The sequence below is a fragment of the Gilliamella sp. LMG 34361 genome (genome assembly GCF_984569075.1).
The window spans coordinates 2600722-2619963 of record NZ_OZ474903.1 but is presented as its reverse complement, the minus strand read 5'-3'; the positions used below and the strand labels follow the sequence as shown (position 1 = coordinate 2619963).

Annotated in this window: 14 protein-coding genes; 7 read left to right on the top strand and 7 right to left on the bottom strand. The window is 37.5% G+C overall.

All coding sequences use genetic code 11. The annotated features are described in order from the left end of the window. Positions 1-64: 64 nt before the first annotated feature. Genes ybeY through rsfS form a run of 3 tightly spaced genes read right to left on the bottom strand, consistent with a single transcriptional unit; the run spans position 65 to position 1329 of the window. Entirely contained in the window at positions 65-523 is a 459-nt protein-coding gene (ybeY, locus tag AC5LXI_RS12255; RefSeq protein ID WP_493442589.1) for an rRNA maturation RNase YbeY, read from the bottom strand. Positions 524-536: 13 nt separating this feature from the next. Then, a complete protein-coding gene (gene rlmH, locus AC5LXI_RS12250; RefSeq protein ID WP_493442588.1) occupies positions 537-1007 on the bottom strand; it encodes a 23S rRNA (pseudouridine(1915)-N(3))-methyltransferase RlmH in 471 nt (156 codons plus the stop codon). 4 nt (positions 1008-1011) lie between these two features. Further along, on the bottom strand, positions 1012-1329 hold the full coding sequence (rsfS, locus tag AC5LXI_RS12245; RefSeq protein WP_493444304.1) for a ribosome silencing factor: 318 nt from the start codon (positions 1327-1329) through the stop codon (positions 1012-1014). 685 nt (positions 1330-2014) lie between these two features. On the opposite strand from rsfS, the gene AC5LXI_RS12240 reads away from it, so the two are divergent. From AC5LXI_RS12240 to dld, 5 genes are all read left to right on the top strand, one after another. Beyond that, the gene (locus AC5LXI_RS12240; protein WP_493442587.1) at positions 2015-3358 is read left to right on the top strand and encodes a hypothetical protein; all 1344 of its coding nucleotides are present in this window, start codon (positions 2015-2017) and stop codon (positions 3356-3358) included. A gap of 728 nt (positions 3359-4086) precedes the next feature. Then, a complete protein-coding gene (locus AC5LXI_RS12235; protein WP_493442586.1) occupies positions 4087-5418 on the top strand; it encodes a hypothetical protein in 1332 nt (443 codons plus the stop codon). 770 nt (positions 5419-6188) lie between these two features. After that, positions 6189-7538 (top strand): hypothetical protein, encoded by a 1350-nt coding sequence (locus AC5LXI_RS12230; RefSeq protein WP_493442585.1) that lies wholly within the window; start codon positions 6189-6191, stop codon positions 7536-7538. Positions 7539-8259: 721 nt separating this feature from the next. Next, complete coding sequence (locus AC5LXI_RS12225; RefSeq protein WP_493442584.1) at positions 8260-9585, top strand: hypothetical protein; 1326 nt, start codon at positions 8260-8262, stop codon at positions 9583-9585. 633 nt (positions 9586-10218) lie between these two features. Next, positions 10219-11931, top strand: a complete 1713-nt coding sequence (gene dld / locus AC5LXI_RS12220; RefSeq protein WP_493442583.1) for a D-lactate dehydrogenase — start codon at positions 10219-10221, stop codon at positions 11929-11931. Between the two features lie 64 nt (positions 11932-11995). Here the strand turns inward: dld and mutS are convergent, their stop codons facing one another. Continuing rightward, positions 11996-14554: a DNA mismatch repair protein MutS gene (mutS, locus tag AC5LXI_RS12215; RefSeq protein WP_493442582.1), complete on the bottom strand. Its 2559-nt coding sequence runs from the start codon at positions 14552-14554 to the stop codon at positions 11996-11998. 389 nt (positions 14555-14943) lie between these two features. On the opposite strand from mutS, the gene gapA reads away from it, so the two are divergent. Further along, on the top strand, positions 14944-15942 hold the full coding sequence (gene gapA / locus AC5LXI_RS12210) for a glyceraldehyde-3-phosphate dehydrogenase (RefSeq protein WP_493442581.1): 999 nt from the start codon (positions 14944-14946) through the stop codon (positions 15940-15942). A gap of 134 nt (positions 15943-16076) precedes the next feature. Here the strand turns inward: gapA and cspE are convergent, their stop codons facing one another. The 3 genes from cspE to yjgA form a co-directional block, all read right to left on the bottom strand. Further along, a complete protein-coding gene (gene cspE / locus AC5LXI_RS12205; RefSeq protein ID WP_025315032.1) occupies positions 16077-16286 on the bottom strand; it encodes a transcription antiterminator/RNA stability regulator CspE in 210 nt (69 codons plus the stop codon). 391 nt (positions 16287-16677) lie between these two features. Then, a complete protein-coding gene (ppa, locus tag AC5LXI_RS12200; RefSeq protein WP_493442580.1) occupies positions 16678-17202 on the bottom strand; it encodes an inorganic diphosphatase in 525 nt (174 codons plus the stop codon). 69 nt (positions 17203-17271) lie between these two features. After that, the gene (gene yjgA / locus AC5LXI_RS12195) at positions 17272-17808 is read right to left on the bottom strand and encodes a ribosome biogenesis factor YjgA (RefSeq protein ID WP_493442579.1); all 537 of its coding nucleotides are present in this window, start codon (positions 17806-17808) and stop codon (positions 17272-17274) included. Between the two features lie 77 nt (positions 17809-17885). On the opposite strand from yjgA, the gene pmbA reads away from it, so the two are divergent. Continuing rightward, entirely contained in the window at positions 17886-19238 is a 1353-nt protein-coding gene (gene pmbA, locus AC5LXI_RS12190) for a metalloprotease PmbA (protein WP_493442578.1), read from the top strand. The last annotated feature ends 4 nt before the right edge of the window (positions 19239-19242 follow it).

Below are 19242 nucleotides of genomic sequence, written 5' to 3'. Positions count from 1 at the left end.
TCAAACGTAGTTTAGATTTATTCTTATCATTTCAATATCAAACAGACTATTGAAAAACGTTTACTTAATCAATTAATAAATAAGGATTATCAAATCCTAATTGTGCCATTATATCGATTTCGATATTTTCCATTTCTTCGGCTTCTTCGTCAAGAATATGATCATATCCTAATAAATGCAAACAACCATGCACGATCATATGTGCCCAATGTGATGTTAATGGCTTATGTTGCTCGCTTGCTTCTGTTTCAACCACTTGTTTACAAATCACCAAATCACCAAGTAATGGAACATCAATCTCAATTGGCGATTCAAACGGAAACGACAACACATTTGTTGGTTTATCTTTATTGCGATAAGTGTGATTAAGATATTGACTCTCATCCTTATCAACAATCCGAATAGTGATTTCAGCTTTATCCACAAACTGTGGTAATATTACCTCTAACCACTGCATAATTTGTTGCTCACTTGGCAGATTATCTTGCTGTTCGGTAGCAATTTGCAAATCTAAAATACACATTCAAATATCCAACCTATTCACGATGATAAGGATGATTAGTTGTTAAACTCCATGCACGATAAAGACTTTCAGATACAATTACGCGTACTAATGGATGCGGAAGTGTCAAGGGTGATAACGACCAACTCTGTTCAGCAGCCGCTTTGCAAGCAGGGGACAACCCTTCAGGCCCACCAATTAACAAACTAACATCACGACCATCAGTTTTCCAACGTTCTAACTGTTTAGCTAAATCATGAGTTGTATAAGGCTTACCAGGGATATCCAACGTTACAATGCGATTACCCTTACCACAAACCGTTAGCATCTGCTCGCCTTCTTTATCTAAAATTCGAGTAATATCGGCATTCTTAGTCCGTCTTCCTGCGGGGATTTCAATGAGTTCTAAAGGCATATCTTTGGGAAAGCGAGATTGATAATCATCAAAAGCGGTAGTCACCCAACTTGGCATCTTGTTGCCAACAGCAATAAGCTGTATTTTCACTTGACTAACCCCAAAGCTTCTCAAGTTCGTATAATTGTCGGCTCTCTTCTTGCATGATATGAACAATTACAGAATCCATATCAACTACAATCCAATCAGCATCATTTTGGCCTTCAATACCTAATACCAAATGACCTTGTTTCTTAGCCTCATCAAACAGATGGCCAGCAATTGACGAAACATGACGATTTGAAGTACCGGTACAAATAATCATATAATCGGTAATACTTGACTTATTACGTACATCAAGGGTAACAATATCCTTGCCTTTTAGATCATCAATTTTATCAATAATAAAATCTTGTAATGATTGTTGCAAAATAAACTCTCTACTCTTTTAAATAAAGTCTAGTATAACATATTTTTTGAAAATCGATTTGAAAATAGCATATCTCAATGCCGTGACCCAAATAGTAAAATGTGAGGAAAGGGGATTTTTAGACGATTAAAACCGATTAAACCTGTTGTCAATATGCACTTTTAATGGTTATCAATAGTAAAATTGTATAGTCATCTAAAAAGTACCATTGTTTTCACTACTCAAAACGTACATCGAGTTTTTAAATGTCCCATTGAAATTGGTATTTTAAGGTTTAAAAATAGAACTATTTTCTAGTTAACATTATTTTTAATTATTTACTTTAATAATTAGTTTGGCGTTTCTCTTTACAAAAGTTAACAATTGAGCGATTAAAATCAGTTGCGAAGGAGGGTGTTTAAACTATATAATTTTGAACGCTTTTAAGTGAATTTATCGGTTAGGGAACTGCCGATATAGTGAAAAAATTGAATTAAATTAGAATATTACTTGACAAGGCTGTCGCTATGCATTATAATTTTGAACACCAAACACCAAACACCAAACATGCCCAACTTATAATTTAAATCGGTCTAGTTTTCGTAGTAATCTTCAATATCTCTCCTCTGTTTTTCGACTTTCTGGGGTACTAATTCGTGGCTGGTTTCCATTCCGGCAAATTATTTTAGCCTTATTACCTATTTTATTGATGTTGACTTCTTATTGCAGTCAAGCATTAACAGCTAAAACACGAAATGTTATTAACGGTCACGCACCATATTTAACCTTCGACGGCGGTCATACGCGCGCGACTAATACCGATGAATTACTCGGGATAACGCTATCCGATGGAACTATCATCACTCGCGCAACAAATAACTCAAGTGCATCAAATCCTATCGAATTACCTAATGCCGGAGAGACTTTCGCCGATATTGGTACGTTTATGCCAACGGATATTAATAACGATGGGGTCGATATTAAAGCACTGATTAGTCCACCATATAACTATGGGGCTGATGATGATGGCGATGGTAATTTTGTCCTACTTAATGGTAATAATAATAAAATAGACAGTTTTTCTTTTAACTTAAAAATTTATGATAGGAATAATCATCGTGTAGCACGTAACGAGACACTAAATATTTGTAATGCACCTTATAGAGTTGAACTCAGTACAAGTTCGCACCTTTCGATAGGACATGTACTTACTACTCGTAATGGCGTTCCTAATAGAACTTTTTATGGTACAGGCAGAGCAGATTATTATATCAAACCTAAAGGAGAAGAAGGACCAAGGGTCTGTTTTGTAAAGCCTGATATGACCCATAGTAAAAATGGACATGCAGGGCCTTCTTCAGAGTGGGATGTTTATAGAGGGTTTATTCCTCAGTCTACCAATTCGTCATCTTATCATCGAAACTTCCCTACTACTGGTGCTAATAATTTGTATTTTGATTTATTGATAGTAAATAGTGGTCCTTTAAATTGGGGTGACTCCATCACACAGGGGGGTATCACTGTAACTATGACACCGGATGTTACAGGTGAAAAAGTCCGCGTTACCCTAACAGGACCTTTTGCCAAACGCGAGCAATTAGCTCAGAATAATTCTGAGCAGGTAGATAAACCCACATTACCGCAAACGTTTGAGTTAGTTGGACGAGATAATAGTGGTCAGGCGGTCGTGAAATATGGTTTTGAGTTAAAGCAGTGGTTTGTCAATCGTATGGGTATTATTGGCCATCATGCATTATGGTGTAATAATATAGGTTATCGTCTTTCAAGCATTGCGGATTTAACTAACGCTGTTAGAGGAAGTTATATCGGTGCTACACCTTCGTCACCGGGTAATTATTACCAGCGTCGAATTGGTGCAGGGCTATTTACTGAATGGGGCGTTATGTCAAACTATGCTGGCGCCAACTTTAAGTACGAATACTCCTCCAATAAAGAAGGTTATTACTTTACGAAAGACGGTATAGGAGTCAACCAAGGCGGTGGGAACTTAGATCGTTCGAGCTACTCCTATGGTGTTTGCGTATCACCTTAGTTTTTATTACCTATGATTGGTAGAGACAGGGGCAACAAAGTAACCAATAGTGAATGGTTGCTTTGTGATAGGCAGGCGAGTAAGCCGACAGTATTGGCGGAATTTTAGATTGCACAATGAAGTCTAGCCGACACTATCGCGGGGAGGTATTAGATGCATAAACCTGAATATTAAAGGAGCAATATAAAATGAAGATTGAAGTGGATAGGCTGCACTAATTGTACTTAAGGAATAGGCTACTCTGAAAAAAGAAAACAACGTTTCCTTGGTTATGCGTACAATATTGTCGTATTTGATATCGATGGCATTTAATAACGCCTTAAGTATGAAAAAGTGTAGGCATTCCATTTTAATTATTTACTTTAATGATTAATTTCGTGCTTTTCTTTACAAAAGTTAACAATTGAGCGATTAAAATCAGTTGCGAATGAAGTTGTTTAAACTATATACTTTTAAACACTTTTAAGTGAATTTATCGGTTAGAGAACTGCCGATATAGCGAAAAAATTGAATTAAATTAGAATATTACTTGACAAGGCTGTCGCTATGCATTATAATTTTGAACACCAAACACCAAACACCAAACATGCCCAACTTATAATTTAAATCGGTCTAATTTTCGTAGTACTCTTCAATATCTCTCCTCTATTTTCCGATTTTTTGGGGTATCAATTCGTGGCTGGTTTCCATTCCGGCAAGTTATTTTAGCCTTATTATCTATTTTATTGATGTTGACTTCTTATTACAGTCAAGCATTAACAGCTAAAACACGTAATGTTATTAACGGTCACGCACCATATTTAACCTTCGACGGCGGTCATACGCGCGCGACTAATACCGATGAATTACTCGGGATAACGCTATCCGATGGAACTATCATCACTCGAGCTACAAATAACTCAAGTGCATCAAATCCTATCGAGTTACCTAATGCCGGAGAGACTTTCGCCGATATTGGTACATTTATGCCAACGGATATCAATGCAGATAGGGTCGGGATTGGCACACTGATTCGTCCACCATATAATTATGCAGGTGATGATGATGGCGATGGTGATTTTTCAATAGGAGGAGCGAGTTTTTATTTTACTATTTATGATAGGAATAATCATCGTGTAGCACGTAACGAGGCACTAAATATTTGTAATGCACCTTATAGAATTGGACTAAGCGTATCGGTGGATAACCGGGGTAACCGTATACTTACTACTCGTAGTGGCGTTCCAAATAGAACCACTTATGATGAGGGTAGAGCAACTTATTATATCAAACCCAAAGGAGAAGAAGGACCAAGGGTCTGTTTTGCAAAGCCTGATATGACCAATAGTAAAGATAAATATGCAGGGCCTTCTTCAGAGTGGAGTGCTTATAGCGGGTTTATTCCTCAGTCTACCAATTCGTCATCTTATCATCGAAACTTCCCTACTACTGGCGCTAATAATTTGTATTTTGATTTGTTGATACAAAATAGCGGTCCTTTAAATTGGGGTGACCCCATCACACAGGGGGGTATCACTGTAACTATGACACCGGATGTTACAGGTGAAAAAGTCCGCGTTACCCTAACAGGACCTGTAGCCAAGCAATTAGCTCAGAATAATTCTGAGCAGGTAGATAAACCCACATTACCGCAAACGTTTGAGTTAGTTGGACGAGATAATAGTGGTCAGGCGGTCGTGAAGTATGGTTTTGAGTTAAAGCAGTGGTTTGTTAATCGTGGAAATGTTTATGAATCTGATATTAATAACCATATATTATGGTGTAATAATATAGGTTATCGTCTTTCAAGCATTGCGGATTTAACTAACGCTGTTGGTAGAGGTTATATAGGCGCTACACCTTCGTCACCGGGTAATCATTACCAGCGTCGAATTGGTGCAGGGTTATTTACTGAATGGGGTGTTATGTCAACCTATGCTGGCGCCAACTTTAAGAGCTATACCTACCCCAGCGGAGGATATTACTTTACGAACGAAGGTAACAGAGTAGTAGTCAACCCGAACGACGGTGTCGTATCGAGCACCATTTCGTCCGCCTATGGTGTTTGTGTATCACCCTAGTTTTTAAAACTAGACCTATTTAAATTATAAGTTAGGCAGGTTTGGTATTACCTATGATTGATATAGACAGGAACAACAAATTAACCAATAGTGAATGGTTGCTTTGTGATAGGCAGGCGAGTAAGCCGACAGTGTTGGCGGAATGTTAGATTGCACAATGAAGTCTAGCCGACCCTATCGTAGGGGTGGTATTAAAAGCATAAACCTGAATATTAAAGGAGCAATATAAAATGAAGATTGAAGTGGATAGGCTGCACTAATTGTACTTAAGGAATAAGCTACTCTGAAAAAAGAAAACAACGTTTCCTTGCTTATGCGTACAATATTGTCGTATTTGACAGCAATGGCATTTAATAACGCCTTAAGTATGAAAAGTGTAGACATTCCATTTTAATTATTTACTTTAATAATTAGTTTCGCGCTTTTCTTTACAAAAGTTAACAATTGAGCGATTAAAATCAGTTGCGAAGAGGGTTGTTTAAACTATATAATTTTAAACACTTTTTAAGTGAATTTATCGGTTAGGGAACTGCCGATATAGCGAAAAAGTTGAATTAAATTAGAATATTACTTGACAAGGCTGTCGCTATGCATTATAATTTTGAACACCAAACACCAAACACCAAACCTGCCCAACTTATAATTTAAATCGGTCTAGTTTTCGTAGTACTCTTCAATATCTCTCCTCTGTTTTCCGACTTTCTGGGGTACTAATTCGTGGCTGGTTTCCATTCCGGCAAATTATTTTAGCCTTATTACCTATTTTATTGATGTTGACTTCTTATTGCAGTCAAGCATTAACAGCTAAAACACGAAATGTTATTAACGGTCACGCACCATATTTAACCTTCGACGGTGGTTATACGCGTGCGACTAATACCGATGAATTACTCGGGATAACGCTATCCGATGGAACTATCATCACTCGCGCTACAAATAACTCAAGTGCATCAAATCCTATCGAGTTGCCTAATGCCGGAGAGACTTTCGCCGATATTGGTACATTTATGCCAACGGATATTAATGGCTACAATGTCAGTATGAGTACACTGATTAGTCCACCATATAATTATGCAGGTGATGATGATGGTGATGGTGATTTTTCAATAGGAGGAGGGGTTTTTTATTTTACTATTTATGATAGGAATAATAATCGTGTAGTAGCACGTAACGAGACACTAAATATTTGTGATGCACCTTATAGAGTTGAACTCAGAGCAGGTATAGGGTGGGGCGGCACTTCACTTATTACTCGAAATGGCGTTCCAAATAAAACCGTTTATAATAGTGGTACTGCAACTTATTATATCAAACCTAAAGGAGAAGAAGGACCAAGGGTCTGTTTTGCAAAGCCTAATATGGACTATAGTAAAGGTAGATATGCAGGACCTTCTTCAGAGTGGAATGCTTATAGCGGATTTATTCCTCAGTCTACCAATTCGTCATCTTATCATCGAAACTTCCCTACTACTGGTGCTAATAATTTGTATTTTGATTTGTTGATACAAAATAGCGGTCCTTTAAAATGGGGTGACCCCATCACACAGGGGGGTATCACTGTAACTATGACACCGGATGTTACAGGTGAAACAGTCCGCGTTACACTAACAGGACCTGTAACCGAACCCGAACAATTAGTAGTAAATCCTTCTAAGCAGGTAGATAAACCCACATTACCGCAAACGTTTGAGTTAGTTGGACGAGATAATAGTGGTCAGGCGGTCGTGAAGTATGGTTTTGAGTTAAAGCAGTGGTTTTTTAATGGAGGGAAGAAGTCATTTGGCTTTAGTACCCTCAGAAAAATATGTAATGGGAATGGTTATCGTTATCCAATATTTGCGGATTTAACTAACGCAGGTGGACGTGGTGCTACACCTTCGTCACCGGGTAATTATTACCAGCGTCGAATTGGTGCAGGGCTATTTACTGAATGGGGCGTTATGTCAACCTATGTTGGTGCAAATTTTGTGTATGCATATAGTGACGAAAGTGGTGGATATGGGGCTGCGGCTAATAGTAGTAGTAGTAGTGATACTAGTTCGAAAGTGAATCCTAATGATGGTGCGATCCGCTATTTACCTCTCGATTATTCTGTATATTTAATTTGTGCCTATCCTTAATTCTTCTTAGCGCTTAAATCGTAAAGGTTGGGGGGGAGATAAGAACAACGAAGCACCCAATATTTGTGATAGGCGAATAAACCAACAGTGTTGGCGAACTAATATTAGATTGCACAATGAAGTCTAGCCGACACTACCGCAAGGGTGGTATTAGATGTATAAACCTGAGTATTAAAGGAGCAATATAAAATGAAGATTGAAGTGGATACACTAATTGTACTTAAGGGATAAGCTACTCGGAAAAAAAACAACGTTTCCTTGGTTATGCGTACAATATTGTCGTATTTAACCGCGATGGCATTTAATAACGCCTTAAGTATGAAAAAGTGTAGGCATTCCATTTTAATTATTTACTTTAATGATTAACTTCGCGCTTTTCTTTACAAAAGTTAACAATTGAGCGATTAAAATCAGTTGCGAATGAAGTTGTTTAAACTATATACTTTTAAACACTTTTAAGTGAATTTATCGGTTAGAGAACTGCCGATATAGCGAAAAAATTGAATTAAATTAGAATATTACTTGACAAGGCTGTCGCTATGCATTATAATTTTAAACACCAAACACCAAACACCAAACCTGCCTAACTTATAATTTAAATCGGTCTAGTTTTCGTAGTACTCTTCAATATCTCTCCTCTATTTTCCGACTTTCTGGAGTACTAATTCGTGGCTGGCTTTTATTCCGGCAAGTTATTTTAGCCTTATTATCTATTTTATTGATGTTGACTTCTTATTGCAGTCAAGCATTAACAGCTAAAACACGTAATGTTATCAACGGTCACGCGCCATATTTAACCTTCGACGGTGGTTATACACGTGCGACTAATACCGATGAATTACTCGGGATAACGCTATCCGATGGAACTATCATCACTCGAGCTACAAATAACTCAAGTGCATCAAATCCTATCGAATTACCTAATGCTGGAGAGACTTTCGCCGATATTGGTACGTTTATGCCAACGGATATCAATGCAGATAGGGTCGGGATTGGCACACTGATTCGTCCACCATATAATTATGCAGGTGATAATGATGGCGATGGTGATTTTTCTGTAATAGGATGGAATTTTTCTTTTACCTTAGCTATCTATGATAGGAATAATAATCGTGTAGCACGTAACGAGACACTAAATATTTGTAATGCACCTTATAGAATTGAACTAGGAGTATCGGGGAGTAACCGTATACTTACTACTCGTAGTGGCGTTCCAAATAGAACCACTTATGATGAGGGTAGAGCAACTTATTATATCAAACCTAAAGCAGAAGGAGAGCCATGGGTTTGTTTTGCAAGGCCTGATATGACCTATAGTAAAGATAAATATGCAGGACCTTCTTCAGAGTGGGATGTTTATAGCGGATTTATTCCTCAGTCTACCAATTCGTCATCTTATCATCGAAACTTCCCTACTACTGGTGCTAATAATTTGTATTTTGATTTGTTGATACAAAATAGCGGTCCTTTAAAATGGGGTGACCCCATCACACAGGGGGGTATCACTGTAACTATGACACCGGATGTTACAGGTGAAAAAGTCCGCGTTACCCTAACAGGACCTTTTGCCAAAAGCGAGCAATTAGCTCAGAATAATTCTGAGCAGGTAGATAAACCCACATTACCGCAAACGTTTGAGTTAGTTGGACGAGATAATAGTGGTCAGGCGGTCGTGAAGTATGGTTTTGAGTTAAAGCAGTGGTTTGTCAATCGTGGACGTTTTTATGAATCTAATAACCATACATTATGGTGTAATAATATAGGTTATCGTCTTCCAAGCATTACGGATTTAACTAACGCTGTTAATGGAAGTTCTATAGGTGCTACACCTTCGTCACCGGGTGATCATTACCAGCGTCGAATTGGTGCAGGGTTATTTACTGAATGGGGTCGTATGCGAAGCTATGCTGACGCCAACTTTATTGAGGGCCATCAATACGCCTATCCTAGTAAAAATTATCTTACGAAAGAAAGAGTACTAGTCAACCCGGACGACGGTCAAGTATGGAACGGCGGCATGTCCTATGGTATTTGCGTATCACCTTAGTTTTTATTACCTATGATTGGTATAGACAGGAGCGACAAAGTAACCAATAGTGAATGGTTGCTTTGTGATAGGCAGGCGAGTAAGCCGACAGTATTGGCGGAATGTTAGATTGCACAATGAAGTCTAGCCGACACCATCACAGGGATGGTATTAGATGTATAAACCTGAATATTAAAGGAGCAATATAAAATGAAGATTGAAGATATTAGAGTAATAAAACTGTTACTTTTATTGCCGAAGGTAACCATTTAGAGCATTATAATTAGTCATATCAAAATCTAACTTCGTTCTTATCATCAATAAAAAAGTTGAGGAGCGGGGTTTTTGAACTCAAATTTCCCCACCAATAATTGAAGACAATCATAAAAGAATGTAAAAGTTACAAAAAGTAAAGAAAGGGATTGAAATTCGAAAACCTACGATTACTCTTCATCAGTACCTTCTTTTCCCCTTAATCTGCTTAATACGCTAATGGTTATCTTTTATTTTAGATTGGTTTTAGCTTTTTGTGTCAGTTTTAATCTATCTCACCGTAAAGCGTAATGGGTTCTTTTCAATAAGTTGAGTTGGCTATAATATAGACGGTGACGGTTGAATTTTTGTGTAACCATAACCCAAATAAGGAAACATAAAATGGCAGAGAATCGTACATCAGACCTTGTTGCGAAGTTAAAAAATATTGTTGGTGATAAATATACCTTAACTGATGCAAGTCGTACTTTACCATATCGACAAGGTGCGCGTTTTGGGGTGGGGGATGCATTAGCAGTTGTTATTCCGGGTACACTGTTAGAGCAGTGGCAAGTTTTAAAAGCTTGTGTTGAGGCTGATGTGATTGTGATCACGCAGTCTGCTAATACTGGGTTAACTGGCGGTTCAACGCCTGATGGTAATGATTATGATCGGCCAATTGTAATTGTTAGTACCCGTAGGTTAGATGGTATTCAAGTGATAGAAAATGGTGATCAGGTAGTTTGTTTACCGGGTAGTACGTTATTTCATCTAGAAAAAGAACTAAAAAAATATCATCGTGGACCTCATTCTGTGATCGGTTCGTCTTGTATTGGTGCTTCGGTTTTGGGTGGAGTTTGTAATAATTCTGGTGGGGCGTTAATTCAAAGAGGTCCTGCTTATACGCAAATGGCGTTATTTGCTCAATTAAATGAGCAAGGTGAGTTGCATTTGGTTAATCATTTAGGGATTGAACTAGGCGATAGGCCAGATGCGATTTTACAAAATCTGCAAAAACGCGCTTATACCGATAAAGATGTTAATCCTAATGCGGGTTTGGGGCATGATCACCATTATTGTGATCATGTCCGGCAAATCGACGCCGATACGCCAGCACGATTTAATGCTGATCCGGCTCGTCACTATGAAGCATCGGGTAGTGCTGGTCGGTTGATGGTGTTTGCGGTGCGATTAGATACGTTTCCTTTAGAGGAAAACACTGCGGTGTTTTATATCGGAACGAATAATACTCGTGAACTTGATGATATTCGTCGTCATATTTTAGGTAATTTTAAGAATCTACCAATTTCTGGTGAGTATATTCATCGTGATGCGTTTGATATTGCGGCGGTATATGGTAAGCATCTTTTCCTAGCAATTAAGAAGTTAGGAACAGATATGATTCCTCGTTTGTACGCGTTTAAGAATTTGGTTGATCGCATTGCGAAAAAAATCCCTTTTTTTTCTGGCAGTTTTTCCGATTGGTTTGCGGTAAATGTCTGTAAGTTGTTACCCAACCATTTACCTAAATCAATGCGTGATTATCGTGACAGTTATGAACACCATTTAATTTTGAAAATGTCTGACGATGGTATTGCCGAAGCTGAGGCATTTTTAAAGGATTATTTTGCCAATAGTCCAACAAATAAGCGCAGTGGAAGCTATTTCCGTTGTAATGATAAGGAAGCTCAAGCAGCTATGTTGCACCGTTTTGCAACCGCTGGCGCAGCTACGGTTTATCGTAATATACATACGAAAACCGTCGAGGATTTAGTGGCATTAGATATTGCTTTGCGGCGTAATGACAAAGAGTGGTTCGAGACTTTACCGGAAGATATTAGTCAGCATTTTATTCATAAATTATATTATGGTCACTTTTTTTGTTCGGTGTTCCATCAAGACTATCTGGCTAAAAAGGGCACTGACTGTGCCAAGGTTGAAGAGGAGATGTTGGTGATACTTGATCAGCGTGGTGCTCAATATCCAGCTGAACATAATGTTGGTCATTTGTATCATGCTAATTCAGATTTGAAAAACTTCTATTATGAGTTAGATCCAACTAATAGTTTTAATCCAGGTATTGGTAAGACGTCTAAGAAGAAATTTTGGAAATAATTTAGATGCTAAATTCGACATTCATACCACCATTGTTGACTTAATGGTGGTTTTTTTGTTTTATTTAGAGTAATTTTTTTAGTTGGTAGATGGCTTCTAAAGCTTGTTTTGGTGTTAGGGCATCAGGATCGATCTGCTGTAAGGCAAATTCGACTTCTGATGGCTCAGCATTAGTGATTAAAGTGAGCTGTGAGCTTTCAACATGGCTGTTAGCCGATTGTTTGGAGATGACTTCTAGCTCTTTTAGCTTTTGCTTGGCTCGTTTTAAGATGGTTTTTGGTACACCTGCAAGTCCTGCTACTGCTATACCAAAACTCTTGCTGGCTGCACCTTCGGAAACTTCATGAATAAAAGCAACACTGTTGTCGTGTTCTATGGCGTCAAAATGGATATTATAGACGCCTTGCATCTGTTCAGGTAATTGAGTTAACTCAAAATAGTGGGTGGCAAATAGTGTCATCGCTTTGATTTGGTTCGCTAAATTTTCAGCACATGCCCATGCTAATGATAGTCCATCATAAGTTGAGGTGCCACGGCCAATTTCATCCATTAATACTAAGCTATTTGGCGTAGCATTATGCATAATGTTGGCAGTTTCGGTCATTTCGACCATAAAGGTTGAACGACCAGAAGCTAAGTCATCTGATGCCCCTATTCGAGTAAATATACGATCAACAGGGCCAATTGTCGCTTTAGACGCTGGAACAAAGCTGCCAATGTAAGCGAGTAAGACGATCAAAGCTGCTTGACGCATATAAGTACTTTTTCCGCCCATATTTGGGCCAGTAATAATCAGCATTCGTCTATCTGATGAGAGAGATAGTGAATTGGCGATAAATGGTTTTTGTAATACTTGTTCTATCACAATGTGTCGACCATCTTTGATTTCAATGCCTGTTTGATTGGTTAACGTTGGGCAATGATAGTTGAGTGTTAGGGCTCGTTCAGCAAGATTAGTCAGTACATCAAGTTCGGCGATAGCATCTGCACTGGTTTGCATATTGGCTAATTCTGGCATAAGTAGATCGAACAGTTGTTCATAAAGCTGTTTTTCAAGTGCCAATGCACGGCCTTTTGAGGTTAAGACCTTATCTTCGTACTCTTTAAGTTCAGGAATGATGTAGCGCTCGACATTTTTAAGTGTTTGTCTTCGCGTGTAGTGTATTGGTGCTAAGTGGCTTTGACCTCGGCTAATTTGGATGTAATAACCATGTACCGCATTAAAGCCTACTTTCAGAGTATCAATTCCTAAGTTTTCGCGCTCTCGAATCTCAAGTTGTTCTAAGTAGTTGGTTGCGCCATCAGCTAGGTTACGTAGTTCGTCTAATTCTGGATGATAACTGGCAGCAATGACTCCCCCATCACGTATAATGACAGGTGGGGCTTGGACAATCGCCCGATTTAAGAGATCGGCAATTTGATCAAATTGGTTGATTTTGGCACGTAATGCAATGAGTGATGGTGCGTTTAATTGCGATAAAATCTGTTGGAGATGTGGTAATAGGTTGTAGGCATCGCGTAAGCGAGCAAAATCGCGCGGGCGTGCACTGCGTAGAGCTAATCTTGCCAAAATTCGTTCGAGATCACCAATTTGTTTTAATAGCGGTTGTATATCAATGATATGGTCTTGTAGCTCTTTAATTGCATGTTGTCGATTTTGTAAGATTGCTAGATTACGAATTGGCGAATGTAACCAACGTTTAAGCATGCGACTGCCCATTGCGGTCTGGGTTTTGTCTAAGATATCTGCAACGGTGTGTTCTGTGCCACCTGATAGGTTCTCGGTGATCTCTAAATTTCTGCGAGTAGATGCATCTAATACCACAAAGTCAACCGGAGATTCTTTAACTATTGAGCGAATATGTGGCATGGCTGTGCGTTGGGTATCTTTGACATATTGCAGTAAACAGCCTGCTGCACATAAGGCATAATGGCAATCTTCCACCCCATATCCAACTAAGTCATTGGTGCCAAATTGTAAATTAAGTTGTTGTTTAGCGCTTTGAAGATCGAAGTCCCAAATCGGTCGTCTTCTTAATCCGTGTCGATTTTCAATTAAATCCATTGACTGAAAATCTTCAGGGTAGAGTAACTCAACTGGGCTGGTTCGTTGTAATTGAGCTTGTATTGCTTCTGGATTATCACATTCAAATACAAAAAAGCGACCTGAACTCATGTCTAAAGTAGCATAACCAAAATGGTTTTTTTGTTGCCATATGCACGCTAGCAAGTTGTCTTTGCGATCTTCTAATAATGATTCATCACTGACCGTGCCCGGTGTAACAATACGGACAATTTTACGTTCAACGGGACCTTTGCTGGTTGCGGGATCGCCGATTTGTTCACAGATTGCTACTGATTCACCAAGCGAGATAAGTTTGGCTAAATAACTCTCAACTGCATGATATGGTACTCCAGCCATCGGAATCGGTTGACCGTTTGATGAGCCTCGCTTGGTGAGAGAAATATCCAAGAGTTGCGAACCGCGTTTGGCATCTTCATAGAACATCTCATAAAAATCACCCATACGATAAAATAATAAAATATCAGGGTTTTGTGCTTTTAACTTGAGATACTGTCGCATCATTGGTGTGTGGTCGGTCAAATCTTGGTTATCTGTCATAGCGTTATTTCTTTATGTTCTAAAAAAATCAATATTTAATATTTAATCGAAATAGTTCATATTTACGCGCTTTTTTGTATTTATAAATTTGTTGTTATGAAAACTACTTTAAATATGAATAATGCACATAGAATAATATATATTCGGTTTTTGGTCGATATAATCTTGAGCAAGCGATATCTCAGATAACTATTTTTGTTTACTGAAAAAAAACATGCCAACTTAATATATTGATTTTAATTATTATTTAATTTGATTTGGTTGTTCCTTTAAAACAATTTAATTAATTCATATTTAATTGTGCGTATTGATCTTGAATAAGACCCAAAAATTTGATAGTTTACTTTAAGTTATTTTTATCATATACAACAAAAAAGAAGGTAATTGTTATGACAATCAAAGTAGGTATTAATGGTTTTGGCCGTATTGGTCGTATTGTTTTCCGCGCTGCACAAAAACGTTCTGACATTGAAATCGTTGCGATCAATGATTTATTAGACGTTGATTATATGGCTTATATGCTTAAATATGATTCAACTCATGGTCGTTTTGACGGTACTGTTGAAGTTAAAGACGGCAAACTCATCGTTAATGGTAAAACAATCCGCGTTACTGCTGAAAGAGATCCTGCAAACTTAAAATGGAATGAAGTAGGTGTTGATGTTGTAGCTGAAGCAACTGGTTTATTCTTAACCGATGAAACTGCTCGTAAACATATTCAAGCTGGCGCTAAAAAAGTTGTTTTAACTGGCCCATCTAAAGATAGTACTCCTATGTTCGTAATGGGTGTTAATGATAAAGAATATGCAGGTCAAGATATCGTTTCTAACGCATCTTGTACTACTAACTGTTTAGCGCCTTTAGCTAAAGTTGTTAATGATAACTTTGGTATTGTTGAAGCGTTAATGACTACTGTTCACGCAACTACAGCAACTCAAAAAACTGTTGATGGTCCTTCTCACAAAGATTGGCGTGGTGGTCGTGGTGCTGCTCAAAACATCATCCCATCATCTACTGGTGCAGCTAAAGCGGTAGGTAAAGTTATCCCTGAATTAAACGGTAAATTAACTGGTATGGCTTTCCGTGTTCCAACTCCAGACGTTTCTGTTGTTGATTTAACTGCACGTTTAGCAAAACCTGCTAAATACGAAGATATTTGTAAAGCTATCAAAGCTGCTGCTGAAGGCCCAATGAAAGGCGTTCTTGGTTATACTGAAGATGACGTTGTGTCTACAGATTTCTTAGGTGAAGTTTGTACTTCTGTATTTGATGCTAAAGCAGGTATCCAATTAAGCGATAACTTTGTTAAATTAGTATCTTGGTACGATAACGAAGTTGGTTATTCAAACAAAGTATTAGATTTAATTGCAGTAGTTTCTAAAAAATAAGAAACAATTGTAATTATTAAAAAAGCGGCCTTGGGTCGCTTTTTTATTTTTGCTAGAATGATTAGTTGTAAGCATAAAAAAACGCCTATTTGAAGAAATAGGCGTTTTACTTTTATTATTTAATTAAACTAAAATTAGATAACAACAACTTCAGCCGCTGCTGGTCCACGAGGGCTATCTTGGATCGCAAATTCGACTTGTTGTCCTTCAGCTAAGGTTTTAAAGCCATCGCCTGAGATAGCAGAGAAGTGAACAAATACGTCTTTGCTACCATCAGCCGGAGTAATAAAACCAAAACCTTTACTTTCATTGAACCATTTTACTTGGCCTGTTTTCTTATTCATTTACTAGACATCCTAACAATAATTAATAATTTGCCTTATCGGCTGTTTAGGCTTAATTAACATTATTATAGCAACTGATAAACTAATATAACCAATTTTTACTTAGATTAAAAAGTTAATCGTTTCCATAAAAATGCTATTATTGTTTGCCCGTTACTATTACCTCATAAATTATAATCGAAAGCAAGAGTTTCATGACATTTTTTTCATCTTATAGTAAAGTTTTTTTTATGATTTTTTTGTGATTGATCGTTTTTTGATCTGTGGTAAATTATTGATTTTATAACTATTTGAAGTTATTTCGAAAGTTAAAAAAAGTCGAAAAAGATGAGCCATAATTATTTTTGTTATGACCCAATAAAACGATTACTTTTTTGTAATATTATGGTTATTATTTTGCACGTTCAAAAGATTCGATAATTTCTTTACGAGCAGCTTCGGCATTGTCCCAACCGTCAACTTTTACCCACTTACCTTTTTCAAGTGCTTTATATTGTTCAAAGAAGTGTTTGATTTGTGATTTTAGTAATTCTGGTAAGTCATCGACATCTTTAATGTGATCATATTCTTTGGTTAGTTTTGTGTGTGGTACTGCCACTAATTTAGCATCAGAGCCTGCTTCGTCAGTCATTTTTAATACGCCAACTGGACGACAACGAATAACTGAACCTGGTTGTAATGGATAAGGTGTTGGAACTAATACGTCAACAGGATCACCATCTAGGGATAATGTGTGGTTAATATAACCATAGTTACATGGGTAGAACATCGCTGTTGCCATGAAACGATCGACGAATACTGCACCAGTATCTTTATCTACTTCATATTTAATTGGATCAGCATTTGCTGGTATTTCGATTACAACATAAATGTCGTCTGGTAATTCTTTACCTGCTGGTACGTTTAATAGTCCCATTTTTGTATCCTCTATCTTTTATGTGTGAATAGTATTTAATGATAAAAATAAAGCCAACATTATAAAAACTTACTGTGTTTTGCTCAAATCTTTTAAATATTGAAAAATCTGTCTGGCTGTTTTAGGTGGTTTGTTAGCAGTGAGTTCTTTTTTTGCTAAACGTGCGAGTGTACGTAATTGCTGTCTATCAGCGGAAGGAAATAGCCTAATAATTGATTCTGCATCGCCAGTTTCAATGAGTTCGTCCCGTAATATTTCTAATCGATGAAATAGGGCGACTTGTTGGTTGTGGCGATTTTTAAGTTTATCTAAAGCTAATGTAATTGGTTCTATATCACGACTTCGAAGTAGTTTACCAATGTATTGAATTTGTCTTCGATAGCCTTCTTTTTTTATTTTTTGCGCTAATTCAATTGCATAAAGTAAATCTTCATCAAGAGGAATTTGGGCAATTTCATTTTTGCTTAAATTGACAAGTTCGACACCTAACTTTTTAAGCGCCTCAGCATCTCTTTTGATTTCACTTTTACTGACGTAAATAATCTCGTCATCTTCTAGGTCAATATTGAAGTCAGGTTCTAAATTTGGCTCTCGATTGTTATTCATGCTATTTCTTTTGTTAACTAAAATTGAATTCTGGCATATTATAACGTATCACTAGCAGAATTGTAGAAAATAATAAAATGAGTATTGAACAAATTAAAAAAGATGCGATAAGTCAAAAGCAGCATTTGTCCGCTATTGTCGCCGATGCGATTAAGCAGGCGAAAGCTCGAGTCGATGCCGTTGAAGTATCAATTAATCAATCTACTGGTATAAGTGTTAGTACCCGAGAAGGTGAAATTGAAAATGTTGAGTTTAATAGTGATGGTGCATTAGGTATCACTGTTTATCAAAATCAGCGTAAGGGTAGTGCCTCGACCAATGATTTATCGCCACAGGCAATTAGTCAAACTGTGGATATGGCGATTAATATTATGCACTATACGTCAGTCGACAGCTGTTCTGGTTTAGGTGATCCCGATTTAATGGCATTTGAAGTACCGGATTTAGATCTGTTTTATCCAAGCGATTTAAATGTTGATAATGCTATCGAACAGGCAAAGCAGGCTGAACGTAGTGCGCTTGCGAAGTCTTCTTTAATAAGCTCTGATGGTGGTTATTTTAATAGCCGTTACGGTGTATATGTTTATGGTAATAGTTTAGGTATGTTGCAAGGTTATTGCGCGAGTTCGCATTCTCTTTCTTGTTCGGTTATTGCTGAGCAAAATGGGCAAATGGAACGTAATTATGAATATACCTCATCGCGCGATGTTAACCAGCTAAAATCACCTAATTGGGTCGGTGAGCATGCCGCTGATAAGGCAGCTGCGCATTTAGGTGCGAAGCAAATTCCAACTATGCAAGTTCCTGTTCTATTTTGTGCTAATGTTGCTGTTGGTTTGATTCGGCATTTGGTTGGCGCCATTAGCGGTGGTGCTATCTATCGTAAATCTTCTTTTTTATTAGATAGTGTTAGTAAAGCGGTTTTTCCTGCTTGGCTGACAATTTTAGAAGATCCTTATATTTTAAAGGGGGTTGGTTCGTCACCCTTTGATAGTGAAGGAACCAAAACGGTTAAGCGTAATATTATTGAGGAAGGTATTTTACAAACTTATCTGTTAAGTAATTATTCAGCAAGAAAATTAGGGTTAAAATCGACAGGACATGCTGGCGGTATCCATAATTGGTTAGTTTCACCAAGCCAAACTGATGCTGATTTTGATGTAATGCTAAGAAAATTAGATAAAGGTGTTGTCATTACGTCATTAATGGGGCAAGGTGTTAATAATGTCACTGGTGATTATTCGCGCGGTGCTTCTGGATTTTGGGTGGAAAATGGTATAATCCAATACCCAATCAATGAAATTACCGTTGCGGGTAATCTAAAGGATATGTACCGAAATATTGTAGCAATAGGTAATGATATTGAGACGAGAAGTAATATTCAAACCGGATCAATATTAATAGAAAATATGAGTATAGCAGGAAAATAGGCAA